The organism is Streptomyces sp. NBC_01294, assembly GCF_035917235.1.
Taxonomy (GTDB): Bacteria; Actinomycetota; Actinomycetes; order Streptomycetales; family Streptomycetaceae; genus Streptomyces; species Streptomyces caledonius.
This window is the reverse complement of the sequence record NZ_CP108423.1, coordinates 5,625,361-5,647,497: the sequence shown is the minus strand read 5'-3', so window position 1 is coordinate 5,647,497 and position 22,137 is coordinate 5,625,361. Positions and strand designations below refer to the sequence as shown.

Annotated in this window: 23 protein-coding genes; 14 read left to right on the top strand and 9 right to left on the bottom strand. The window is 71.3% G+C overall.

What is annotated here, in order from left to right; all coding sequences use genetic code 11:
- Positions 1 to 101: 101 nt before the first annotated feature.
- From OG534_RS25495 to OG534_RS25475, 5 genes are all read right to left on the bottom strand, one after another.
- Positions 102 to 1,214, bottom strand: a complete 1,113-nt coding sequence (locus OG534_RS25495; protein ID WP_326590986.1) for a DUF475 domain-containing protein — start codon at positions 1,212 to 1,214, stop codon at positions 102 to 104.
- Between the two features lie 34 nt (positions 1,215 to 1,248).
- The gene (locus OG534_RS25490; protein WP_326590985.1) at positions 1,249 to 1,824 is read right to left on the bottom strand and encodes a TerD family protein; all 576 of its coding nucleotides are present in this window, start codon (positions 1,822 to 1,824) and stop codon (positions 1,249 to 1,251) included.
- A 171-nt stretch (positions 1,825 to 1,995) separates the two neighbouring features.
- Positions 1,996 to 2,571, bottom strand: a complete 576-nt coding sequence (locus tag OG534_RS25485) for a TerD family protein (protein ID WP_326590984.1) — start codon at positions 2,569 to 2,571, stop codon at positions 1,996 to 1,998.
- Positions 2,572 to 2,731: 160 nt separating this feature from the next.
- Positions 2,732 to 3,190, bottom strand: coding sequence for a peroxiredoxin (locus OG534_RS25480; protein ID WP_030657023.1), 459 nt, complete (start codon positions 3,188 to 3,190; stop codon positions 2,732 to 2,734).
- Between the two features lie 135 nt (positions 3,191 to 3,325).
- Positions 3,326 to 3,754: a DUF3052 domain-containing protein gene (locus tag OG534_RS25475; protein WP_326590983.1), complete on the bottom strand. Its 429-nt coding sequence runs from the start codon at positions 3,752 to 3,754 to the stop codon at positions 3,326 to 3,328.
- 471 nt (positions 3,755 to 4,225) lie between these two features.
- Here OG534_RS25475 and aceE point away from each other — a divergent pair, with 471 nt between their 5' ends.
- Entirely contained in the window at positions 4,226 to 6,958 is a 2,733-nt protein-coding gene (gene aceE, locus OG534_RS25470; RefSeq protein WP_326590982.1) for a pyruvate dehydrogenase (acetyl-transferring), homodimeric type, read from the top strand.
- Between the two features lie 74 nt (positions 6,959 to 7,032).
- The gene (locus OG534_RS25465; RefSeq protein WP_326590981.1) at positions 7,033 to 7,890 is read left to right on the top strand and encodes a potassium channel family protein; all 858 of its coding nucleotides are present in this window, start codon (positions 7,033 to 7,035) and stop codon (positions 7,888 to 7,890) included.
- On the opposite strand, the gene OG534_RS25460 is transcribed toward OG534_RS25465, so the two are convergent.
- Positions 7,871 to 8,266 (bottom strand): peptidase inhibitor family I36 protein, encoded by a 396-nt coding sequence (locus tag OG534_RS25460; RefSeq protein WP_326590980.1) that lies wholly within the window; start codon positions 8,264 to 8,266, stop codon positions 7,871 to 7,873. The two genes, OG534_RS25465 and OG534_RS25460, sit on opposite strands and share 20 nt — an antisense overlap.
- Before the next feature lie 447 nt (positions 8,267 to 8,713).
- Here OG534_RS25460 and OG534_RS25455 point away from each other — a divergent pair, with 447 nt between their 5' ends.
- The 6 genes from OG534_RS25455 to OG534_RS25430 all read left to right on the top strand — a co-directional run bounded on the left by OG534_RS25455 (position 8,714) and on the right by OG534_RS25430 (position 14,040).
- The gene (locus OG534_RS25455) at positions 8,714 to 9,385 is read left to right on the top strand and encodes a TetR/AcrR family transcriptional regulator (RefSeq protein ID WP_326590979.1); all 672 of its coding nucleotides are present in this window, start codon (positions 8,714 to 8,716) and stop codon (positions 9,383 to 9,385) included.
- Between the two features lie 160 nt (positions 9,386 to 9,545).
- Positions 9,546 to 10,775 (top strand): alpha/beta hydrolase, encoded by a 1,230-nt coding sequence (locus OG534_RS25450; RefSeq protein ID WP_326593831.1) that lies wholly within the window; start codon positions 9,546 to 9,548, stop codon positions 10,773 to 10,775.
- A 75-nt stretch (positions 10,776 to 10,850) separates the two neighbouring features.
- Complete coding sequence (locus OG534_RS25445; RefSeq protein ID WP_326590978.1) at positions 10,851 to 11,750, top strand: DUF4429 domain-containing protein; 900 nt, start codon at positions 10,851 to 10,853, stop codon at positions 11,748 to 11,750.
- Between the two features lie 111 nt (positions 11,751 to 11,861).
- The gene (locus OG534_RS25440) at positions 11,862 to 12,248 is read left to right on the top strand and encodes a GntR family transcriptional regulator (protein WP_326593829.1); all 387 of its coding nucleotides are present in this window, start codon (positions 11,862 to 11,864) and stop codon (positions 12,246 to 12,248) included.
- Positions 12,245 to 13,132 carry an ABC transporter ATP-binding protein gene (locus tag OG534_RS25435; RefSeq protein ID WP_326590977.1) on the top strand — a complete coding sequence of 296 codons (888 nt, stop codon included), beginning with the start codon at positions 12,245 to 12,247 and terminating at the stop codon, positions 13,130 to 13,132. Before OG534_RS25440 ends, OG534_RS25435 begins: the two co-directional genes overlap by 4 nt.
- Complete coding sequence (locus OG534_RS25430) at positions 13,129 to 14,040, top strand: ABC transporter permease (RefSeq protein ID WP_326590976.1); 912 nt, start codon at positions 13,129 to 13,131, stop codon at positions 14,038 to 14,040. Before OG534_RS25435 ends, OG534_RS25430 begins: the two co-directional genes overlap by 4 nt.
- A gap of 9 nt (positions 14,041 to 14,049) precedes the next feature.
- Here the strand turns inward: OG534_RS25430 and OG534_RS25425 are convergent, their stop codons facing one another.
- Together OG534_RS25425 and OG534_RS25420 are read right to left on the bottom strand one after the other, a co-directional pair.
- Positions 14,050 to 15,117 (bottom strand): aldo/keto reductase, encoded by a 1,068-nt coding sequence (locus tag OG534_RS25425; RefSeq protein WP_326590975.1) that lies wholly within the window; start codon positions 15,115 to 15,117, stop codon positions 14,050 to 14,052.
- Positions 15,114 to 15,512, bottom strand: coding sequence for a MerR family transcriptional regulator (locus OG534_RS25420; RefSeq protein ID WP_326590974.1), 399 nt, complete (start codon positions 15,510 to 15,512; stop codon positions 15,114 to 15,116). The genes OG534_RS25425 and OG534_RS25420 overlap by 4 nt, the downstream gene beginning before the upstream one ends.
- A 78-nt stretch (positions 15,513 to 15,590) precedes the next feature.
- Between OG534_RS25420 and OG534_RS25415 the strand changes: the two genes are divergently transcribed.
- Positions 15,591 to 16,433 (top strand): serine hydrolase domain-containing protein, encoded by an 843-nt coding sequence (locus tag OG534_RS25415; protein ID WP_326593827.1) that lies wholly within the window; start codon positions 15,591 to 15,593, stop codon positions 16,431 to 16,433.
- On the opposite strand, the gene OG534_RS25410 is transcribed toward OG534_RS25415, so the two are convergent.
- Positions 16,430 to 17,086 carry a pirin family protein gene (locus OG534_RS25410; protein ID WP_326590973.1) on the bottom strand — a complete coding sequence of 219 codons (657 nt, stop codon included), beginning with the start codon at positions 17,084 to 17,086 and terminating at the stop codon, positions 16,430 to 16,432. The genes OG534_RS25415 and OG534_RS25410 overlap by 4 nt on opposite strands.
- A 114-nt stretch (positions 17,087 to 17,200) precedes the next feature.
- Between OG534_RS25410 and OG534_RS25405 the strand changes: the two genes are divergently transcribed.
- The 5 genes from OG534_RS25405 (at position 17,201) to fabF (ending at position 22,099) form a co-directional block, all read left to right on the top strand.
- Positions 17,201 to 18,418: a PucR family transcriptional regulator gene (locus OG534_RS25405; protein WP_326590972.1), complete on the top strand. Its 1,218-nt coding sequence runs from the start codon at positions 17,201 to 17,203 to the stop codon at positions 18,416 to 18,418.
- 89 nt (positions 18,419 to 18,507) lie between these two features.
- Entirely contained in the window at positions 18,508 to 19,425 is a 918-nt protein-coding gene (locus OG534_RS25400; RefSeq protein WP_326590971.1) for an ACP S-malonyltransferase, read from the top strand.
- Positions 19,426 to 19,444: 19 nt separating this feature from the next.
- On the top strand, positions 19,445 to 20,449 hold the full coding sequence (locus tag OG534_RS25395) for a ketoacyl-ACP synthase III (protein ID WP_326590970.1): 1,005 nt from the start codon (positions 19,445 to 19,447) through the stop codon (positions 20,447 to 20,449).
- Between the two features lie 56 nt (positions 20,450 to 20,505).
- Positions 20,506 to 20,754: an acyl carrier protein gene (locus OG534_RS25390; protein WP_326590969.1), complete on the top strand. Its 249-nt coding sequence runs from the start codon at positions 20,506 to 20,508 to the stop codon at positions 20,752 to 20,754.
- Positions 20,755 to 20,833: 79 nt separating this feature from the next.
- Positions 20,834 to 22,099 (top strand): beta-ketoacyl-ACP synthase II, encoded by a 1,266-nt coding sequence (gene fabF / locus OG534_RS25385; RefSeq protein ID WP_326590968.1) that lies wholly within the window; start codon positions 20,834 to 20,836, stop codon positions 22,097 to 22,099.
- Positions 22,100 to 22,137: the final 38 nt, after the last annotated feature.

Below are 22,137 nucleotides of genomic sequence, written 5' to 3'. Positions count from 1 at the left end.
GATCCCCTGGTCCCGCGAAGCCTACGGAAGCGGGGCGGCCCGCCGGGTCCGTGGACCCGGTGGACCGCCCCGCAGTTGAGCGTTCCGCATTACCGCCGCGGTCATGCCTTGGCGGTGGAACCCTCCAGTTCCATGCGCTTGTTGCGGCGCACCGAGGACCAGAAGGAGCCGGCGATCAGCACCACGCCGATGAGGCCGGTGATGATCTCGCTGATCTCGTGCTGGATGGTGACCAGCAGGATGACGGCGAGGGCGCCGATCGCGTAGTGCGCGCCGTGCTCCAGGTAGACGTAGTCGTCCAGCGTGCCCTGGCGGACCAGGTAGACCGTGAGCGAACGGACGTACATGGCGCCGATGCCGAGGCCGAGCGCCATCCAGAAGATGTGGTTGGTGATGGCGAAGGCGCCGATGACCCCGTCGAAGGAGAACGAGGCGTCGAGGACCTCCAGGTAGAGGAACAGGAAGAACGCGGCCTTGCCGGCCAGGCCGACGGCGGAGACGGGCTTGCCCGCTGCCTTGGCCTGCTCCTCCTCCTCGTGCTCGCGCTCCTCTTCCTCCTCCAGCTTGTCCTCGAAGTACGAGGACAGGCCGCCGACGATGAGGTACGTGATCAGACCGGCGACACCGGCGAGCAGCACGGTGGCGGACTTGTCCGCGTGGCCGGTGCTGGTGTGGGCGTTGACGGCGAAGGTCATCGCCGAGACGAGCAGGGCGATCAGGGCGATGCAGACCGACAGCATGTCGACCTTGCCGAGCTTGGCCAGCGGACGCTCAAGCCAGGCGAGCCACTTGTGCTCCCGCTCCTCGAAGATGAAGTCGAGGAAGATCATCAGAAGGAACATGCCACCGAAGGCGGCGATGGCCGGGTGGGCGTCGGTGACCAGGGCCTCGTACTGCTCGGGGTGGTCCAGCGCCAGCTGGATGGCCTCGATGGGACCGACCTTGGCACTGATGGCGACGATCGCCACCGGGAAGACGAGCCGCATTCCGAAGACGGCGATCAGGATGCCGACGGTGAGGAAGATCTTCTGCCAGAAGGCATTCATCTTCTTCAGGATTCCGGCATTGACGACCGCGTTGTCGAAGGACAGTGAGATCTCGAGGATCGACAGGATCAATACGACCCCGAACGCCTCCCACCCCCACTGCCACGCGGCAAAGGCAAGGCCGAGCGCCGTGATGGCGAACGACCAGCCGAAGGTTTTCAGAACCACTGGCACCTGGCACCCCATGCGTCTGTGTACGGCTTTACGAAACGTTGACCCCGAAGTCTAGAGCGATGCCCCTGAGTCCCGACGCGTACCCCTGCCCCACAGCGCGGAACTTCCATTCACCGCCGTAGCGGTAGACCTCGCCGAAGATCATCGCGGTTTCGCTGGAGGCGTCCTCGGAGAGGTCGTAGCGGGCCAACTCCTGGCCGTCCGCCTGGTTCACCACGCGGATGAAGGCATTGCTGACCTGGCCGAAGCTCTGCCGGCGGGCGTCCGCCTCGTGGATCGAGACCGGGAAGACGATCTTGTCCACGCGCTCGGGCACCTTGGTGAGGTCGATGATGATCGACTCGTCGTCGCCGTCACCCTCGCCCGTGAGGTTGTCCCCCGTGTGTTCGACGGAGCCCTCGGGGCTCGTCAGGTTGTTGTAGAAGACGAAGTACTCGTCCCCCAGCACCCGGCCGCTGTTGCACAGCAGCGCGCTGGCGTCGAGGTCGAAGTCGGCTCCCGTGGTCGAGCGCGCGTCCCATCCGAGCCCGATCAGAACCCTGGTGAGGTTCGGTGCGGCCTTGGACAGGGAGACATTGCCCCCCTTGGCGAGTGTGACGCCCATGTTGTGGTCCTCCCCGGACGACGATGTGGCGGTGTGGCGGTGTGGCGGTGTGCCGCCTGCGGCGATGTCCGCAGGGTGGAGCGGGTAAAGCCGGTCCGGCGCCGTACACACAGTGCACGGCGCCGGACGGGTGAACTGCTCTCAGGCTCTCGGGCTCTCAAGCCCTCGGGCTCAGACGTTGACGCCGAAGTCCTGCGCGATGCCGCGCAGGCCCGAGGCGTAGCCCTGGCCGATGGCGCGGAACTTCCACTCCGCACCGTTGCGGTACAGCTCGCCGAAGACCATGGCGGTCTCGGTCGAGGCGTCCTCGGAGAGGTCGTAGCGGGCGAGCTCGGTGTTGTCGGCCTGGTTCACGACGCGGATGTACGCGTTGCGGACCTGGCCGAAGCTCTGCTGGCGGCTCTCGGCCTCGTAGATCGAGACCGGGAAGACGATCTTGGCGACCTCGGCCGGCACGCCGGCCAGGTTGACCTTGATCGCCTCGTCGTCGCCCTCGCCCTCACCGGTGGTGTTGTCACCGGTGTGCTCCACCGAGCCGTCGGGGCTCTTCAGGTTGTTGAAGAAGACGAAGTTCGCGTCGCTGGTGACCTTGCCCTGGTCGCTGGTCAGGATCGCGCTGGCGTCGAGGTCGAAGTCGACACCGGTGGTGGTGCGAGCATCCCAGCCCAGACCGACGATGACCGCCGTCAGGTTAGGCGCGGCCTTGGTCAGCGAGACGTTGCCGCCCTTGCTGAGGCTGACTCCCACGGGTCCTCCATTGGGTTCTGTGTGGGGCGGTGCCCCGTCGTGCGGTTGCTACCGGATCAACGTTCCGATCCTAGTGACGGGTTCCCGCCTGGTAAGCGGTTTTCGCAAGTGAACTGCGCGAACGGCGCGTGCGGGCCCTCGCGGGCACGCCCGGAGCCGCTCAGAGGCTGTCGAGCGCCTTGATGTACTCGTTCAGGTCACGGGCGTCGGGCAGTCCGTTGACGACAGTCCAGCGCACCACGCCGTCCTTGTCGATGATGAACGTGCCCCGGACCGCGCATCCCTTGGCCTCGTCGAAGACCCCGTACGCGCGGGAGGTCTCCCCGTGCGGCCAGAAGTCCGACAGCAGCGGGTACTCCAGGCCCTCCTGCTCGCCGAAGACCCGCAGGGTCGGCACGGAGTCGTTGGAGACCGCGAGGAGCTGCACGTCGTCGTTCTGGAAGCGCGGGAGCTGGTCGCGCAGCTCGCACAGCTCGCCGGTGCAGACGCCGGTGAAGGCGAACGGGTAGAAGAGCAGCACCACTGCCTTCTCCCCCCGGAAGTCGGAGAGCCGCACGGTGGCACCGTGGTTGTCCTTGAGCTCGAAGTCCGGGGCCTTGTCGCCGACCTCGATGGCCATCTCGCATCCCTTCGTTCCTGCATCACTGCGTTGGGCTGTTCGGGTGAGACCCAGCCTATGGCGGCCGGGGCCGTGAACGCGCACACCCCGCCGACCGGGTCGACGGGGTGTGCGAGATGTCCTGCGGGACGCTGCTCAGCGCTTCTTGGCGGCAGTCTTGGGCGTCACCAGCTTGGTGGCGGCCCACTCCTTGCCGACGGGGGCGCCCTTGGCCAGCGAGAGACCGGCGGTCTCCGCGGCTTCCTGGATGTCGCTGGCCTCGACGTAGCCGGGGCGGCCGGTCTTGGGGGTCAGCAGCAGGATCAGTGCGCCGTCCTCGATCAGCTCGGTGGCATCGACCAGTGCGTCCGCCAGATCGGCGTCGGGTTCCTCTCGGAACCACAGCAGCACGGCGTCCGCGACGTCGTCGTAGTCCTCGTCGACGAGTTCGCCGACGAGCTCCTCGACGACATCACGGAATTCCTGATCGACGTCGTCGTCGTAGCCGATCTCCTGGACCACCTGTTCGGACTGGAAACCCAGCCGGGCGGCCAGGCTCTCCGCGTGGTCCGCGGTCGCGCTCACGGGGTGCCTCCTGCTCATGTTCGGTGAATGTCTTTCGGCGGCGCGCGTACGCGCAGCATTGGGCGTAGTCCACACGGGCGCGGCGGATCGCGCAAGTACCCGGCCCCCGAGACCGTCGAAACGGTGACGATTACGGCCGTCTCGCCGCAACTTTCAGCCTTCCCGTGTGCACCTCTGGTGACTCATCCCACACCATTCCAGCTCGTTCGGCATCATCGGCAGCGCTTGACGGCTTTCCTACCTGTTTGAGGGGCGAACGGTCTTGCGAAGGCACTGCCCGCCTTGAGCGTAAGGTGACGGTTTGGCCGGACCCGCCGCGGATCCCCGCCCCACCGCACCGATCCTCTCCTGCGGGGCGCCCCGCGGTTTCCGAGGATTACCCAGTGGTACGGATGACGATTTCGGCCGAGCGTAAGACCATGGGAGGCGGCGAACCCCAAGGCACGACTCCCCCGACAGCGAAGGAACAGCGTGGCTTCCGCATCCGATCGCAATCCGATCATCATTGGCGGCCTGCCGAGTCAGGTCCCGGACTTCGATCCGGAGGAGACGCAGGAGTGGCTCGACTCCCTGGACGCCGCGGTCGACGAGCGGGGCCGTGAACGCGCCCGCTACCTCATGCTGCGGCTGATCGAGCGGGCCCGCGAGAAGCGCGTGGCCGTGCCCGAGATGCGCAGCTCGGACTACGTCAACACGATCGCCACCAAGGACGAGCCGTTCTTCCCCGGCAACGAGGAGATCGAGCGCAAGGTCCTCAACGCCACCCGGTGGAACGCGGCCGTCATGGTCTCGCGCGCCCAGCGGCCCGGGATCGGCGTCGGCGGCCACATCGCCACGTTCGCCTCCTCCGCCTCCCTCTACGACGTGGGCTTCAACCACTTCTTCCGGGGCAAGGACGAGGGCGACGGCGGCGACCAGATCTTCTTCCAGGGCCACGCGTCCCCCGGCATCTACGCCCGCGCCTACCTCCTGGACCGGCTCACCGAGCAGCAGCTCGACGCGTTCCGGCAGGAGAAGTCGAAGGCCCCGTACGGCCTTTCCAGCTACCCGCACCCGCGGTTGATGCCGGACTTCTGGGAGTTCCCGACCGTCTCGATGGGCCTCGGTCCGCTCGGTGCGATCTACCAGGCGCGGATGAACCGGTACATGGAGGCGCGCGGCATCGCGGACACCTCCAAGTCCCACGTTTGGGCGTATCTCGGCGACGGCGAGATGGACGAGCCGGAGTCGCTCGGCCAGCTGTCGATCGCCGCCCGCGAGGGCCTGGACAACCTGACCTTCGTCGTGAACTGCAACCTCCAGCGCCTCGACGGCCCGGTGCGCGGCAACGGCAAGATCATCCAGGAGCTGGAGTCGCAGTTCCGCGGCGCCGGCTGGAACGTCATCAAGCTGATCTGGGACCGCTCCTGGGACCCGCTGCTGGCCCAGGACCGCGACGGCATCCTGGTCAACAAGATGAACACCACCCCCGACGGGCAGTTCCAGACGTACGCCACCGAATCGGGCGCGTACATCCGGGACCACTTCTTCGGGGACGACCAGCGGCTGCGCGCGATGGTCGAGAACATGACCGACCAGCAGATCCAGCACCTGGGCCGCGGCGGTCACGACCACAAGAAGGTCTACGCGGCGTACGCGGCGGCCAAGGCCCACAAGGGCCAGCCGACGGTGATCCTGGCGCAGACGGTCAAGGGCTGGACGCTCGGCCCGAACTTCGAGGGCCGCAACGCGACGCACCAGATGAAGAAGCTGACGGTCGACGACCTCAAGCGCTTCCGCGACCGCCTGCACATCCCGATCACGGACGCGCAGCTGGAGAGCGGCGCCCCGCCGTACTACCACCCGGGCCCGGACTCGCCCGAGATCCAGTACATGCACGACCAGCGCAGCGCGCTGGGCGGGTACGTGCCGACCCGCGTGGTGCGCGCGAAGCCGCTGCAGCTGCCGGGCGACAGCGCCTACGCGGGGGCCAGGAAGGGCTCGGGCCAGCAGTCGATCGCCACCACGATGGCCTTCGTCCGCATCCTGAAGGACCTGATGCGGGACAAGGAGATCGGCAGGCGCTTCGTGCTGATCGCGCCCGACGAGTACCGCACCTTCGGCATGGACGCGTTCTTCCCGAGCGCCAAGATCTACAACCCGCTGGGCCAGCAGTACGAGGCGGTCGACCGCGACCTGCTGCTCGCGTACAAGGAGTCGCCGACGGGCCAGATGCTGCACGACGGCATCTCGGAGGCGGGCTGCACGGCCTCGCTGATCGCCGCGGGTTCGGCGTACGCGACGCACGGCGAGCCGCTGATCCCGGTCTACGTCTTCTACTCGATGTTCGGTTTCCAGCGTACGGGTGACCAGTTCTGGCAGATGGCCGACCAGCTCGCGCGCGGTTTCGTCCTCGGCGCGACCGCCGGGCGGACCACCCTCACGGGTGAGGGCCTGCAGCACGCCGACGGTCACTCCCAGCTGCTGGCGTCGACGAACCCGGGGTGCGTGGCGTACGACCCGGCCTACGGCTACGAGATCGCGCACATCGTCAAGGACGGGCTGCGGCGCATGTACGGGCCCGACGCCGAGGACGTCTTCTACTACCTGACCGTCTACAACGAGCCGATCCAGCACCCGGCCGAACCGGCGGACGTCGACGTGGACGGCATCCTCAACGGCATCCACCGGGTCTCCCAGGGGACCTCGGGCGCCATCGGCGCGCAGCTCCTGGCCTCCGGCGTGGCGGTGCCGTGGGCGCTGGAGGCGCAGCGGATCCTGGCCGACGAGTGGAACGTCCGGGCGGACGTCTGGTCGGCGACCTCCTGGAACGAGCTGCGGCGCGAGGCGGTCGCGGTGGAGGAGCACAACCTGCTCCACCCGGAGGAGGAGCAGCGCGTCCCGTACGTGACGCGCAAGCTGTCGGGCGGGGAGGGGCCGTTCGTGGCGGTCTCGGACTGGATGCGGGCGGTTCCGGACCAGATCTCGCGGTGGGTGCCCGGCGCGTACACCTCGCTGGGCGCGGACGGCTTCGGCTTCGCGGACACGCGCGGTGCGGCCCGGCGCTTCTTCCACATCGACCCGCAGTCGGTGGTCCTGGCGACGCTCACCGAGCTCGCCAGGCAGGGGAAGGTCGACCGCTCGGTGCTGAAGCAGGCGATCGACCGGTACCAGCTGCTGGACGTGGCGGCGGCCGACCCGGGCGCGGCGGGCGGCGACGCGTAGCGCCCGAGGCGTGAGGTGACCCCTGGCAGGGCCAGGGGTCACCTGTGTTTTATCCGTTCCTTACGATGCTGGACATGAAGGAACCCTCCCGCCAGCTGCTGTGGGAGCGGCGGAGCCAGACCCCGCTGCTCCTCCTCGCCGTGGCCTTCGCCGTGGCGTACGCCGTGCCCATCGTCGCCCCCGACGCGAGCGGGGCCGTTCACCGGGCCTGCACCTACGTGGAGTGGCTGGTGTGGGGGGCCTTCGCCGCCGACTACCTGGTCCGGCTGGTCCTCACGACGGACCGCCGGCACTTCGTACGGACCCACTGGCTGGACCTGGCCGCCGTGGTGCTGCCGCTGGTGCAGCCGCTGCGGCTGCTGCGCTTGGTCGCCACCTTGATGCTGGTGGGCCGGCGGGCCCGGATGGCCCCGCAGATCCAGCTGACGACGTACGTGGCCGGGGCCGTCGTCGGACTGCTGATGTTCGGCTCGCTGGCGGTGCTCAGCGTGGAGCGGGACGCCCCGGACGGGAACATCAAGAACCTGGGCGACGCCGTGTGGTGGTCCTTCACCACGATGACGACGGTCGGGTACGGCGACCACTCGCCCACCACCGGCCTCGGCCGGGTCCTGGCGGTCGGTCTGATGCTGTCCGGGATCGCCCTGCTCGGTGTGGTGACCGCCAACATCGCCGCCTGGTTCATCTCCCGCTTCGAGCGCGACGACCAGGCGGAGCGGCTCCAGCTGGCGGCCATCCGGGAGCTCCAGGCGGAGGTACGGGCGCTGCGCGGCGAGGTCGCCCGGCTGGGCGGCGCACCGGCGGCAGCCGCGGACCCGGAAGCGGTCGCGGTCGCGGACTCGATTGCGACCACGCCCACGCCCACGGCCACGGCCACGGCCGACCGGCCGGGCGCCCCGGCGCAGCGGGCGGCTACCTCTCCCACACCTTGAACGCCCGCACCTGGTAGGGCGACTGGGGCAGCCAGACCCCGTCGCCCGGATAGGTCTGGAACTCGCCGGTCTCCGCGCACTCCGCCGACTGGTAGGTGGTCACCGGGCGGCCGGTGCGGTTGGTGAGGGACTGGGCGCTGGTCCCGGCCGGCAGCGCGGTGCAGCTGTTGATGTCCAGGGTGCTCAGCTCGTGGGTCTGCCGGGCGCCCTTGAAGTCCGGTTTCGCCCACAGGCACAGCTGCCCGGTCGCGCAGGCCCCGAGGGTCGGCGGGCCCGCGGCGTGGGCCGTGGTGGCCGTACTCGGGATGAGGGCGGTCAGGGCCAGGACGGTCGCGGCCAGGGTGGTGGTGACGCGGGTGGTTCCACACGTACGCATGACGGGTCAACTCCTTGTGGACGGCGGGCGCCCGGACTGCTTCCGGGGCTCCGCACGCACCACGCTGACCTGCGGCGACGGGCCGGCGGAAGGGGCCGCGGGCGGGTCCACCCTGATAGGCGACAGCCCCGCGGGAACCGTCCGGCGGGGCCGTCGTACGCACGGAGTTGACCCCTCCGGGAGGCCGGGCACGGGGCCCGCGCCCGCCCCGGCAGCAGCCCGCGCCCGCCCCGGCAAGGGTCCGGGGCGGACCGGCGGGAGTCCGGGCGCGGACCGGCGAGTTCCGGGCGCCGGCCGGGCCCGACCCGAACGTGTCACGCGCGACCTGTCGCACGAACGCGCCGAGGACGGCGACGCGCACGTCGCAAACGGCCCAACAAAGCGGTCTTCGCCCCGCCGGTCACGGGTACTCTGACCGCCCACTCGGCCTCAGAAGGGAGCCCCGTGGTGAGGACCGACGAGCGCGCGGCGCCGACCGCGCCCGCGCCCGCAGCCGGACTGCGCGAACGCAAGAAGCGGCGCACCCGGGACGCACTGCTGCGCGCCGCCCTGCGGCTGTTCATCTCCCAGGGGTACGAGCGGACCACCGTCGACGAGATCACCGACGCCGTGGGCGTGTCCCAGCGCACCTTCTTCCGCTACTTCGCCAACAAGGAAGAGGTCGTCTTCGCCGTCCAGGACCTGGTCGAGTCGCACTTCGTCGCCGAGCTGCACGCCCGGCCGGCCGCCGAGGGCCCGCTCGGGGCCATGCGGGGAGCCGTGCTCGCCGCATGGGACACCGTCGAGGAGGCCCTGTCCGAGGTGGTCACCGTCGACCTCTACATGCGCAGCTACCGGTTGATCGAGTCCACGCCGGCCCTGCTCGCCGTGCACCTGCGGCGCTCCACCGAGCTGGAGGAGCGGATCTCCCGGCTGATCGCCGCCCGGGAGTGCCTGGACGTGGACGCCGATCCGCGGCCGCGGGTGGCCGTCGCCGCGTTCTGCGGCGTGATGCGGGTCACGGGGCGGCTCTGGGGGCAGGGCGAGGACTCCAGCGTGGAGGCGATCCGGCGGCTGACGGAGGCGTACCTCGACCGGATCGGCCCGGCACTGGCCGCGAGCTGGCGCGAAGCCCCGTAACCGACGTGCGCGCACCGCGCCGGGAGCGTGCTCTGCGGCGTGATCGACCCAGCCGTCGCGACGCCCCCGTCCGGTCCAGCGGGGTCCCACGGTCGGCCGTGAGCCCCGTCACCCGGCGCGCCACGGCCGGAATCGGTCTCCTACGCTGGTCTCAGTGAATCTGCCCGGCTTTGCCCACCCCACCGCCCCCGGCGCCGACCCGCGCCCCGCCGCCCTGCGCACCCTGCTCGCGCTGGCGGTCGTCTTCGTCATGCTGGCGACCACCGGCTGGACGGCCGTGCACCGGCCCGAGGGGGGCACCCCACTGCGGGCGACCGCCCTCGCCGCCTGGGCCAAGGCCCGGATCGACGGCCGCCCGGTGCCGGACGCGGACGCTCCCGTACGGACGGTGGCCCGCTTCTTCGCGAGCCTCGACGGCGCCCAGCAGGCCCGGCTCGCCGACGGCTACCCCCTCGTCGTCGGCAACCTCGACGGGGCTCCCGCCGCCATCCGCTACCGGGCCAACCTGCGGGGTCTGCAGCAGGCCCGCCGGGTCGAGGAGGCCCGCAGCCACGACGTCGCCCTGACCCCGGCCGACCGGGAGGCGGCCACCCGCCGCTCCCACCGCTTCGCCTCGCTCACCGAGCCCGAGCGGCGGATCCTCGCCTTCGACCCGACCGGCGGCGGCCGCGTGGCCGAGGTCTTCGGCGACCTCGACCGGGCCGAGCGGATCTCGGTGATCGTCCCGGGCGTCGACACCGACCTGGTCACCTTCGAGCGCACCCAGCGCCGCCTGACCTCCCCCGTCGGCATGGCCGAGTCCCTGTACGAGGCCCAGCGCGCGGCCGCCCCCGAGCGGCGGACGGCGGTCATCGCCTGGGCCGGCTACACCGCGCCCGCCGGGGTCGGCATGGACGCCGCCACCGGCCGCATGGCCTTCGACGGCGCCGTCCGGCTGAAGTCCCTGGCGGCCGCCCTGCCCGGGGACGCGAGCGTGGCGCTGTTCTGCCACAGCTACGGATCGGTGGTGTGCGGGGTCGCCGCGCGCGAGCTGCCGGACCGGGTGACGGACGTGGTGGTGGCGGGCAGCCCCGGGATGCGCACTTCGAGCGTCGAAGGGCTGCACACCTCGGCGCGGGTCTGGGCGACGCGCGACGAGGGCGACTGGATCGCGGACGTGCCGCACCTGGAGGTCGGCGGGGTGGGCCACGGCGCCGATCCGGTGTCGCCGGAGTTCGGCGCGCGGCTGCTGTCCTCGGCCCGGGCCCGGAGTCACACCGGCTACTTCGCGCCAGGAACCGACTCGGTGGACAACTTCGCCAAAATCGGAACCGGTGCGTTCTCTTCCGTTGTGTGCGCGACCGGGGACGACGCCTGCCGGCGTGGAATTTCCGGGGCGGAGCAGGACTGACGCGCGTAGAGGCTCGGAAAACGGGCCCCTCGTCGAGGGGGACGTGCGGGGGCCCCTCCCTTTACGATGTGCCGCATGGGTGACGTACTGGCCGGAAACCATGCCGTCTGGGAGTTCGACTCGGACTCGGTGCTCATCCGCTTCGCACGGGGGATAAGAACGCCGAGGACGCCCAGACTTTTCCATGCCCTGGGCTCGCGCCGGATCCCCCTCGAAGCGGTGTCCGCGGTGACCGTGACCGCCGGGAAGCGGGACACGGTGGTGCTGCGCGCCGCCCCGCGGGTGGGCGCGGATCCGCTGATGGAGGCCGCCGCCGGGCAGCTGAAGGAGAGCGCCGACCCGTACCGGCTGGTGCTGCCGGGTGAGCGGGCGCCGCACGCCGCCGCGTTCGCCGAGGCGCTGCGCTCCCGGCTCGGGCCGGATGCCGCCGAGCCGGCCGCGCGCTTCCTGGTCGACGTACCGCGGCCGCCGGTCCAGCTGAAGGCGTACGACGCCCGGGTGGCCTTCGACGGCGCGGCGATCACCTTCCACTGGTCGCGCACCGGCGCCACCGGCACCAAGTGGAAGGCGGGTGACCAGCGTTTCCCGCTGGCCGCCCTCGCCGGCGTCGAGTGGAACTCCCCGGCGGGCCCCGGCGGCCACCTGCGGCTGCTGCTGCGGGAGCCCCGGCAGACCCCCGCCGACCCCCGTCCCGACCACGACCTGGCCGCGGCCGTCTTCGGCGTGGGCTACGGGGCGGTGCACGAGTCGCTGCCGTTCGCCGCGGCCGTTCTCGCCGCCGTGCGGGGCCGCGGCGAGGTCGCCGCCCAGGTCACCCCGCAGGTCAGCACACAGGTCGCCGCCGTGGGCTCCGTCCCGGCGGCGCGCACCGGCAGCGACCGGTTGCGGCACCTGGGCGAACTGCACAGCGCGGGACTCCTCACGGACGCCGAGTACGAGGCACTGCTGGACCGCTTCCGGGCCGAGTCCCGCTAGGGCACTGGAGGCCCTGGAGGCCCTGCCAACACGCCGGACGGCGGCCCCCGTTGACACCGTCCGTTCCGTGCAGCACCCTTTCACTACTTGACTAGTGAAAGGGTGCTGCACGTGCTGGAATACCGCATCGACCGGCGCAGCGGCATGGCCACCTACCTGCAGATCGTCCACCAGACGAAACAGGCCCTGCGCCTGGGACTGCTCGAACCGGGCGACAAGCTGCCCACCGCCCGCGAGGTCGTCGAGGCGACGGCCATCAACCCGAACACGGTCCTCAAGGCCTACCGGGAGCTGGAACGCGAGGGCCTCGTCGAGGCCCGGCGGGGCATGGGCACCTTCGTACGCAGGTCCCTGGGCGGCTCACCGGCCGACTCGCCCCTGCGCGGGGAACTGGCCGACTGGGCACGGCGCGCGAGCGCCGCAGGGCTGGAACGGGACGACGTGGCCGCGCTCTTCACTTCCGTACTGGACCAATACTTCAAGGGGGACGACGCGTGACGGACCATCCGGTGATCGAGGCCTCAGGGCTGGGCGTGCGCTACGGACGGCGGCGCGGCTGGGCACTGCGCGACTGTTCCTTCCGGCTGCCCGCCCACCGGGTCTGCGCGCTCGTCGGCCCCAACGGGGCGGGCAAGTCGACCCTGCTGGCGCTCGCGGCGGGGCTGCTCCGGCCGACCGAGGGAACCGTCGCCGCGCCGCCGCGCGAAGAGACGGCCTACGTGGGCCAGGACAAGCCCCTCTACCCGCAGCTGACCGTCGACGAGACCCTGCGCATGGGCCGCGAGCTCAACCCGGGCCGCTGGGACGCGACGACCGCGGCGCGGATCGTCGAGGAGGGCGGATTCGACGGCGGCGCCCGGATCCGGTCCCTCTCGGGCGGCCAGCGCACCCGCGTCGCCCTGGCCCTCGCCCTCGGAAAGCGCCCCTGCCTGCTCCTGCTGGACGAGCCGATGGCCGACCTCGACCCGCTCGCCCGGCACCGGCTCATGGGGCTGCTGATGGCCGACGCCGCCGACAACGGCACGTCCGTGGTGATGTCCTCGCACATCCTCACCGAGCTGGAGGGCTCCTGCGACCACCTGCTGCTCGTCGACGGCGGCCGGATCCGCCTCTCCGGCCCCGTCGACGACATCGTCGCGGCCCACCACCTGCTCACCGGACCCGCCGCGGCCGCCCCCGATCTCACGGCGCACACCGTCGTCGAGTCGCGCACGACGGGCCGCCAGCTCACCGCGCTCGCACGGCTGCACGGCCCGGTCGACACGGCCACCTGGCAGGCGGCCCACCCGTCCCTGGAGGAACTCCTGCTCGCCCACCTGCGCTCCCCCGAGGCCCCGGCCCTCACCATCGGTCCGGTCGCCGCCGAGGCGGTGGGGGCATGAGCACGCTGACGCTGAAGGGACCGCGCTGGGTCACCGTCCGCCAGCACCGGCGCGCCCTGTGGGTGCTGCCCGCCGTCGTCGCGGCGAGCCTGGCCGGCGTGATCGCGCTGCGCTGGTTCGCGGTCCACGGGGCGGACCTCTACCCGGGCAGCCCGGACGGCCCGTTGCGGTCCGCGATGGACCTCGCCGGCACCGGGATCCTGCTCCTGCCCCTGCTGGTGGGGGCCTTCGTCGCCGGGCCGATGGTCGCCCGCGAACTGGAGAGCGGCACCTACCGCCTCGCCCTGACGCAGTCCTCGACGCCCAGGGCCTGGCTGGCCTCGAAGATCACGGTGGCCGCGGTGGCGGCGGTGGCCTGCTCGGCCGCCCTGGTCGGGGTCTACCGCCTCGGCTGGGCCCCGCTCGACGGCACGTGGCAGTTCTCCTGGGCGGACCGGGGACCGTACGAGTCGACCGGCACGGTGGCCGTCGCGTACTGCCTCCTGGGCGTGGCCGTCGGGGCCCTCGTCGGCCAGCTCGTACGGCGCACGCTCGTCGCCATGGCGGTCACCGGGCTCGTCACCGGCCTGGTGATGGCACTGCTCGGCGCCGTGCGGTGGTCCTTCCTGCCCGCGCTGACCGTGACCGGGCCGCTGTCCGAGAGGCAGCCGATCGTGCGCGACGGCCTCCTGATGGACGCCGGACTCATCACGGCCTCGGGCAGGCGCCTGCCCGAGGGGACCTGCTTCGAGAGGTCCCACCACCTCGGCGCGTGTCCCGATGAAATGAACGCGACCGGGTGGTACGTCGAGTACCACCCGGCCTCGCACTACTGGCCGACCCAGTCCATCGAGACGGCCGTGGTCATCGCCCTGGCCGCCCTCGCCCTCTGGGCCGCCTTCGCGGTCCTGCGCACACGGCACCCGTGAGGCGCGCGGCTACGCCTCCCGCGCCTCCCGCGCCTCCGAGGTGAAGGTCATGTCCGGGTAGCGGTCCCCCGCCACCTGGGCGGCGATCGGCTCCAGCAGGGCCAGCTGCGCCGGCGTCAGCGTGATCCGGGTCGCCGCGGTGTTCTCGCGCAGGCGTCCGGGCCTGCGGGTGCCCGGGATCGGGACCACGGTCAGCCCGTGCACCCGCGCCCGCTGCTGCACCCAGGCCAGCGCCACCTGCGCCGGGGTGGCCCCGAGCTCCCGCGCGATCTCCCGGACCGGGGCCAGCAGCGCCGCGTTGGTCTTGGCGTTGTCGCCGGTGAACCGCGGCTGGTGGCGGCGGAAGTCGTCCTGCGGCAGCTCCGCGGACGCGTCCGCGAAGGACCCGGTCAGGAAGCCCCGGCCCAGCGGGGAGTAGGGCACGAGGGCCACGCCCAGCTCGGCCGCCGCACTCACTGCGCTGCGCTCCACGTTCCGGCTGAAGAGCGACCACTCCGACTGGAGGGCCGCGACCGGGTGTACGGCGTGCGCCTCGCGCAGCTCCGCGCCGGTGACCTCGCTGAGCCCGAGGTGGCGCACCTTGCCCTCGCGCACCAGCTCCGCCATGGCGCCGACCGACTCGGCGAGCGGCACGGCCGGGTCGCGCCGGTGCATGTAGTAGAGGTCGATGACGTCCACGCCGAGGCGGCGCAGACTGCCCTCGACGGCCCGGCGCAGGTACGCGCGGTCGTTGCGGACGGCCCGGTAGTCGGGGTCGTCGTTGCGCTCTATGGCGAACTTCGTCGCCAGGGTGATCTCGTCGCGGTGGGCGGCCACGAACGGAGCCAGGAACTCCTCGTTGCGCCCCCGCCCGTAGACGTCCGCGGTGTCGAACAGGGTGACGCCCGCGGTCAGCGCCGCGTCCAGGGTCTGCCGGGCGGCCACCTCGTCGGTGTCCCCGTAGAACTCGCTCATGCCCATGCAGCCGAGGCCCTGGACGCCGACCAGCGGGCCGCCCTTGCCCAGTTCGACCCGTCCGAGGGTGGGGGTGCTGTGCGTGGAGGTGGAGGTGGTGTGGGTGGTGTCGTGCTCCGTCATCGGTGTGCCTTCCCCGCGACCGTCTTCATCGCATACGTGTCGATCTTGTAGTCCAGTACGCCGAGCGCGTCCGTGAGCTCCGTGATCCGCGCCCGAACGTCGCGGCGCGTCCGTTCCAGCAGCTCGCGGCGCTCCCCGACGGTGTGCTCGCCCTCGCGGACCAGTTCGGCGTAGCGGACCATGTCCGCCACCGACATCCCGGTGCTGCGCAGCTTGCCGACGAAGGCGAGCCAGTCGAGGTCCTTGTCGGTGAAGCGCCGCTGTCCCGAGTGGGAGCGGTCCACGTGCGGCATCAGTCCGATCCGCTCGTACCAGCGCAGCGTGTGCTGGGTCAGACCGGTCCGGGCCTCGACCTCGCTGATCGTGTACCGCGTCTGCGTCAGGCTCTGGCTCATGGACCCACGCTAAAACCCTTGAGTGCACTCCAAGCAAGTAGGCTCGGCCGCATGGAGAGCATGGAACCCGGCAACGGCATGGAAAGCCTGCGGATCATCGAGACCTGGCCGGTGCCGACCGCCGCGGCGGCCGTCGTACGCGCCGACGGGAGCCTGGCCGGCTCCCACGGGCCCCTCGACCACCGCTTCGCGCTGGCCTCGGTCACCAAGCCGCTCGCCGCGTACGCCGCCCTCGTCGCGTACGAGGAGGGGGCGATCGAGCTGGACGAGCCGGCCGGGCCCGAGGGGTCGACGGTCCGTCACCTGCTCGCGCACACCAGCGGCCTGGCCTTCGACGAGCACCGCGTGTCGGCCCCGCCCGGAGAGCGCCGGCTGTACTCGAACGCCGGCTTCGAGGTGCTCGGCGATCACATCGCCAAGGCCACCGGCATCGCCTTCGCGGAATACGTGCACCAGGCGGTGTTCGAGCCGCTGGGCATGACCTCGACCACCCTGGACGGCTCGCCCGCCAAGGACGGCGTGTCCACCGTCGCCGACCTGCTGCGGTTCGCCGCCGAACTGCAGGCGCCCCGGCTGCTCGACGTCCGCACGGTCGCCGCGGCCACCTCCGTCGTCCACCCCGGGCTCAAGGGCGTCCTGCCGGGGTACGGGCACCAGTCCCCCAACGACTGGGGGCTCGGCCTGGAGATCCGCGACGGCAAGTCCCCGCACTGGACGGGCACCACGTCCTCACCCCGCGCCTTCGGCCACTTCGGCCAGGCCGGCACCTTCCTGTGGGTGGACCCGGACGCGCGCGCCGCGTGCGTGGCGCTGACGGACCGCGCCTTCGGCCCGTGGGCCGTCGCGGCCTGGACCCCCTTCACGGACGCGGTACTGGCCGAGCTGGCCCCGCGCCAGAAAGCCGAGAAGCCAGGAAGCTAGGAAACGAACTCCCAGATCAGCAGCTCCCCCGGGGACCCGGCGGTGATCTCCAGCTCCCGCTCGGCGGTGATCCGCACCGAGTCCCCGGGGCCCAGCTCCGCCCCGTCCAGGCGCAGGTCCCCGCGTACCACGTGCAGGTAGACCCGGTCCGCCGCCGGTACGGCGACCCGCTCGCCCGCACCGGGCCGCCGGACGTGCAGCACGGCGCCGGCCTCCGGAACCTCGTAGGACGTGCTGTCGGACAGGCCCCGGACCACCTCGTACGAGGGCTCGCCGCCCGCGGCGAGGGGCGCGAGCCACATCTGCACGAAGCGCAGCCGCCCGTCGCCGTCGTTGCGCTCCACGTGCCGCGCGCCGGATCCGGCGCTGAGCCGCTGGAGGTCCCCGGCCCGGACGACGCTCTTCTCCCCAGTGCTGTCCTGGTGGGTGAGTTCGCCCTCGACCACCCAGGTCACGAGCTCGGTGTGGCTGTGCGGGTGCTCGTCGAAGCCGGCGCCGCGGGCGAGGGTCTCCTCGTTGCAGGCGAGGACGGGTCCGAAGCGCAGATTGTCCGGGTCGTAGAAGGACCCGAAGGAGAAGGCGTGCCGGGTCGCGATCCCGGCGGCCGGGTCCCCGCCCTCGTAGCGGTCGGGTCCGCGGCGTACATCAATCATGGGGCCACGGTAGCCCCAGCCGTGGGACCGGGCGCGGGCCGGACACGGGCCGGACACGGGACCGGACACGGGACCGGACTCCGCGCAGCCTTCCCGATAAGGCAGTCTTGTCCCGTGCCCCAACCCGAACGTGAGCATTCGCCCGCCACACATCCCGCGCATCCCGCTCCCGCCCATCCGCACTCCGCGACGCTGCGCCGACTGGAGAAGTCCTCCGGGCGGCTCGCGGCCAACGCGATCGCGCGCATGGACGAGACCCTGCCGTGGTACCGGGCGATGCCACCCGAGAACCGGTCGTGGATCGGCCTGGTCGCACAGGCCGGCATCGCCGCGTTCACGGAGTGGTTCCGGCACCCGGAGACCCCGCAGGCGATCTCGACCGACGTCTTCGGGACGGCTCCGCGCGAGCTGACCCGGGCGATCACCCTGCGGCAGACCGTCGAGATGGTCCGCACCACGATCGAGGTCATGGAGACCGCGATCGAGGAGGTGGCGGCGCCGGGCGACGAGTCGATCCTGCGCGAGGCGCTGCTGGTGTACGCCCGGGAGATCGCCTTCGCGACCGCCCAGGTGTACGCGCAGGCCGCCGAGGCGCGCGGCGCGTGGGACGCCCGGCTGGAGTCCCTGGTCGTCAACGCGGTGCTGTCCGGCGAGGCCGACGAGGGTGCCCTGTCCCGGGCGGCGGCGCTGGGCTGGAACTCCCCGGAGCACGTGTGCGTGGTGCTCGGCACCGCGCCGGAGGGGGACAGCGAGCTGACGGTCGAGGCGATCCGGCGCGCGGCCCGCCACCACAAGCTCCAGGTCCTCACCGGGGTGCTCGGGGACCGTCTGGTCGTCATCGCGGGCGGCAGCGACAACCCGATGCAGGTCGCGAAGTCCCTGATCGGGCCGTTCGCGGCCGGTCCGGTGGTGGCCGGCCCGGTGGTGTCCGACCTGCTGAACGCGACGAAGTCCGCGCAGGCCGCGGCGGCGGGCCTGAAGGCCTGCACGGCGTGGCAGGATGCTCCGCGGCCGGTCCTGGCGGACGATCTCCTGCCGGAACGCGCGATCGCCTCCGATCCCGCCGCCAGGGAACAACTGGTGGAGGAGATCTACAGACCGCTCGAAGAGGCCGGGTCGGCGCTGCTGGAAACCCTCAGCGTCTACCTGGAGCAGGCGAGCAGCCTCGAAGGGGCGGCACGGATGCTGTTCGTGCACCCCAACACGGTGCGCTACCGGCTCCGACGTGTGACCGACGTCACCGGATGGTCGCCGTCAGATGTCCGCTCGGCGTTCACGCTGCGGATCGCCCTGATTCTGGGGCGTCTGGCCGACGGCGATCCGCAGTCCTAGACTTTTGTCGGACATCAACAATTACCCCGACGGTTCTTCGTCCCTGTCCCCACGGGCGGCAGGGACCATCCACAAGAGAGAGTGTGAGGGTGCTCGTACTCGTCGCTCCCGGCCAAGGCGCTCAGACGCCCGGCTTCCTGACTCCCTGGCTCGACCTTCCCGGCGCCGCTGACCGCGTCGCCGCCTGGTCGGACGCCATCGGGCTGGACCTTGCCCATTACGGCACGCACGCTGACGCCGACGAGATCCGCGACACGGCCGTGGCCCAGCCCCTGCTGGTCGCCGCGGGCCTGCTGTCCGCCTCGGCACTGGGTTCCTCCTCGGCCTTCGGCGCCGTGGCGGGCCACAGCGTCGGCGAGATCACCGCCGCCGCCTATGCCGGCGTCCTGTCCGAGGCCGACGCGCTGTCGTTCGTCCGGACCCGCGGCCTGGGCATGGCCGAGGCCGCCGCCGTCACCGAGACCGGCATGGCCGCGGTCCTCGGCGGCGAGCGCGACGTCGTCGTCGCGCACCTGGAGAAGCTGGGCCTCACCCCGGCCAACATCAACGGTGCGGGCCAGATCGTGGCCGCCGGCACCGTCGAACAGATCGAAGCCCTCCAGGCCGACAAGCCCGAAGGCTCCATGAAGGTCGTCGCCCTCAAGGTCGCGGGCGCCTTCCACACGCACCACATGGCTCCCGCGGTCGCCACGCTGGAGAAGGCCGCCGAGGCCCTCTCCCCGGCGGACCCGGCGCTGAAGTACGTCTCGAACAAGGACGGCCTTGTCGTCACCACGGGCGCCGACGTCGTCGCCCGCCTGGTCGGCCAGGTCGCGAACCCGGTCCGCTGGGACCTGTGCATGGAGACGTTCGCCGAGCTGGGCGTCACGGGGATGATCGAGCTCTGCCCCGGCGGCACCCTGACGGGTCTGGCCAAGCGCGCGCTGAAGGGCGTACCGAGCGTGGCTCTGAAGACCCCGGACGATCTCGACAAGGCCGCGGCGCTCATGGCCGAACTGACGGCCTGAGAGAAGGAGCCCACACAGCATGTCCAAGATCAAGCCGTCCAAGGGCTCCCCGTACGCCCGCATCCTCGGCGTCGGCGGCTACCGTCCGATCCGCGTGGTGCCCAACGAGGTCATCCTCGAGACCATCGACTCGTCCGACGAGTGGATCCGTTCCCGCTCCGGCATCGCGACCCGTCACTGGGCCTCGCCCCAGGAGACCGTCGCCGCGATGTCGGTGGAGGCCTCGGGGAAGGCGCTCGCGGATGCCGGTGTCGGCCCGGAGCAGATCGGTGCCGTGATCGTCTCGACGGTCTCGCACTTCAAGCAGACCCCGGCCGTCGCGACCGAGATCGCGCACCGGATCGGCGCGGTCAAGCCCGCCGCCTTCGACATCTCCGCGGGCTGTGCCGGCTTCGGCTACGGTCTGACCCTGGCCAAGGGCATGGTCGTGGAGGGTTCGGCGCAGTACGTCCTCGTCATCGGCGTGGAGCGGCTCTCGGACCTGACGGACCTGGAGGACCGCGCGACGGCCTTCCTGTTCGGCGACGGCGCCGGCGCCGTGGTCGTCGGCCCCTCGGACGAGCCGGCCATCGGCCCCACGGTGTGGGGTTCGGAGGGCGACAAGTCCGACACGATCAAGCAGACCGTGCCGTGGGACGAGTACCTCGGCAAGAGCGGCGGCGAGAAGTTCCCGGCCATCACGCAGGAGGGCCAGGCGGTCTTCCGCTGGGCCGTCTTCGAGATGGCCAAGGTGGCCCAGCAGGCGCTCGACGCCGCCGGGATCACCGCGGACGACCTGGACGTCTTCATTCCGCACCAGGCAAACATGCGGATCATCGACTCGATGGTGAAGACTCTGAAGCTGCCGGAACACGTCACGGTCGCCCGGGACGTGGAGACCACCGGCAACACCTCGGCCGCCTCGATCCCGCTCGCTATGGAGCGGCTCCTGGCGACCGGAGCGGCGAAGAGCGGCGACACCGCGCTCGTCATCGGCTTCGGGGCGGGACTCGTCTACGCCGCGACGGTCGTTACCCTCCCCTAGGGCCTGGATCCACATCCCGGTCCGCACCACCCCGTTACCCAGAGAAGGAGCGCCACATGGCCGCCACGCAGGAAGAGATCGTCGAGGGTCTCGCGGAGATCGTCAACGAGATCGCCGGTATCCCGACCGAGGACGTCCAGATCGAGAAGTCGTTCACCGACGACCTCGACGTCGACTCCCTGTCCATGGTCGAGGTCGTCGTCGCCGCCGAAGAGCGCTTCGACGTCAAGATCCCGGACGAGGACGTCAAGAACCTCAAGACGGTCGGCGACGCCGCGGACTACATCCTCAAGCACCAGGCCTGAGCCTGACGAGCGTTTGTCGCCACCTGGCGGTGGCGCCGTGACAATTCAGCACCCCCTGAGACGTGGAGAAAGAATTCCTGTGAGCCCGACCAATCGCACCGTGGTCGTCACCGGTATCGGCGCAACCACTCCGCTGGGTGGCGACAGCGCTTCGACCTGGGAAGGTCTGCTTGCCGGCCGTTCCGGCGTAAAGCCCCTCGAGGGTGAGCGCTTCGCCGAACTCCCGGTACGCATCGCCGCCCCGGCCGCCGTGGACCCCAGCGAGGTCCTGGCCCGACCGCTGGCCCGCAAGCTGGACCGCTCGGCGCAGTTCGCCGTCATCGCGGCCCGCGAGGCGTGGGCCGACGCCGGCTACACCGCCCCGGCGGGCGAGGACGCGTCCATCGCGCCCGAGCGCCTGGGCACCGTGATCGCCTCCGGCATCGGCGGTGTCACCACTCTGCTCGACCAGTACGACGTACTGAAGGAAAAGGGTGTGCGCCGGGTCTCCCCGCACACCGTCCCCATGCTCATGCCGAACGGCCCGTCGGCCAACGTCGGCCTGGAGGTCAACGCCCAGGCGGGCGTGCACACTCCGGTGAGCGCCTGCGCATCCGGCGCCGAGGCCATCGGCTACGCCGTCGAGATGATCCGTACCGGCCGCGCCGACGTGGTCGTCGCGGGCGGCACCGAGGCGGCGATCCACCCGCTGCCGATCGCCGCGTTCGCCAACATGATGGCGATGTCCAAGAACAACGAGAACCCCGAGCAGGCGTCGCGCCCGTACGACAAGGCCCGTGACGGCTTCGTCCTGGGCGAGGGCGCGGGAGTCGTGATCCTGGAGTCCGCCGAGCACGCCGCCGCGCGTGGCGCCCGGGTCTACTGCGAGGTGCTGGGCCAGGGTCTGTCCGCGGACAGCCACCACATCGCACAGCCGGAGCCGACCGGTCGCGGTGTCGCGGCAGCGGTGCAGAACCTGCTCGACAACACGGGTCTCGACCCGGCCGAGCTGGTCCACGTGAACGCGCACGCCACGTCCACCCCGCAGGGTGACACGGCCGAGCTGAAGGCCCTGCGCAAGGTCCTGGGCGACGACCTCGACCACATCGCGATCTCCGCGACGAAGTCGATGACCGGTCACCTGCTGGGCGGCGCCGGCGGCATCGAGACCGTCGCGACCGTGCTGGCGCTCTACCACCGGCTGGCCCCGCCGACGATCAACATCGACGAGCTCGACGACGACATCGACGCGGACATCGTGCGCGGCGAGCCCCGCAAGCTGCCGGCCGACGGCCCGATCTCCGCGATCAACAACTCCTTCGGCTTCGGCGGTCACAACGTCACCCTGGCGTTCCGCAGCGTCTGATCCCGTACCACGTGAAGGGCCCCGCACGGCAGTCGCCG

Coding starts and splice junctions, on each gene's coding strand:
- OG534_RS25490 (WP_326590985.1), bottom strand. CDS start 1,824: ATGGGCGTCACACTCGCCAAGGGGGGCAATGTCTCCCTGTCCAAGGCC.
- OG534_RS25480 (WP_030657023.1), bottom strand. CDS start 3,190: ATGGCCATCGAGGTCGGCGACAAGGCCCCGGACTTCGAGCTCAAGGAC.
- OG534_RS25465 (WP_326590981.1), top strand. CDS start 7,033: ATGAAGGAACCCTCCCGCCAGCTGCTGTGGGAGCGGCGGAGCCAGACC.
- OG534_RS25460 (WP_326590980.1), bottom strand. CDS start 8,266: ATGCGTACGTGTGGAACCACCCGCGTCACCACCACCCTGGCCGCGACC.
- OG534_RS25445 (WP_326590978.1), top strand. CDS start 10,851: ATGGGTGACGTACTGGCCGGAAACCATGCCGTCTGGGAGTTCGACTCG.
- OG534_RS25430 (WP_326590976.1), top strand. CDS start 13,129: ATGAGCACGCTGACGCTGAAGGGACCGCGCTGGGTCACCGTCCGCCAG.
- OG534_RS25425 (WP_326590975.1), bottom strand. CDS start 15,117: ATGACGGAGCACGACACCACCCACACCACCTCCACCTCCACGCACAGC.
- OG534_RS25420 (WP_326590974.1), bottom strand. CDS start 15,512: ATGAGCCAGAGCCTGACGCAGACGCGGTACACGATCAGCGAGGTCGAG.
- OG534_RS25415 (WP_326593827.1), top strand. CDS start 15,591: ATGGAAAGCCTGCGGATCATCGAGACCTGGCCGGTGCCGACCGCCGCG.
- OG534_RS25410 (WP_326590973.1), bottom strand. CDS start 17,086: ATGATTGATGTACGCCGCGGACCCGACCGCTACGAGGGCGGGGACCCG.
- OG534_RS25395 (WP_326590970.1), top strand. CDS start 19,445: ATGTCCAAGATCAAGCCGTCCAAGGGCTCCCCGTACGCCCGCATCCTC.
- OG534_RS25390 (WP_326590969.1), top strand. CDS start 20,506: ATGGCCGCCACGCAGGAAGAGATCGTCGAGGGTCTCGCGGAGATCGTC.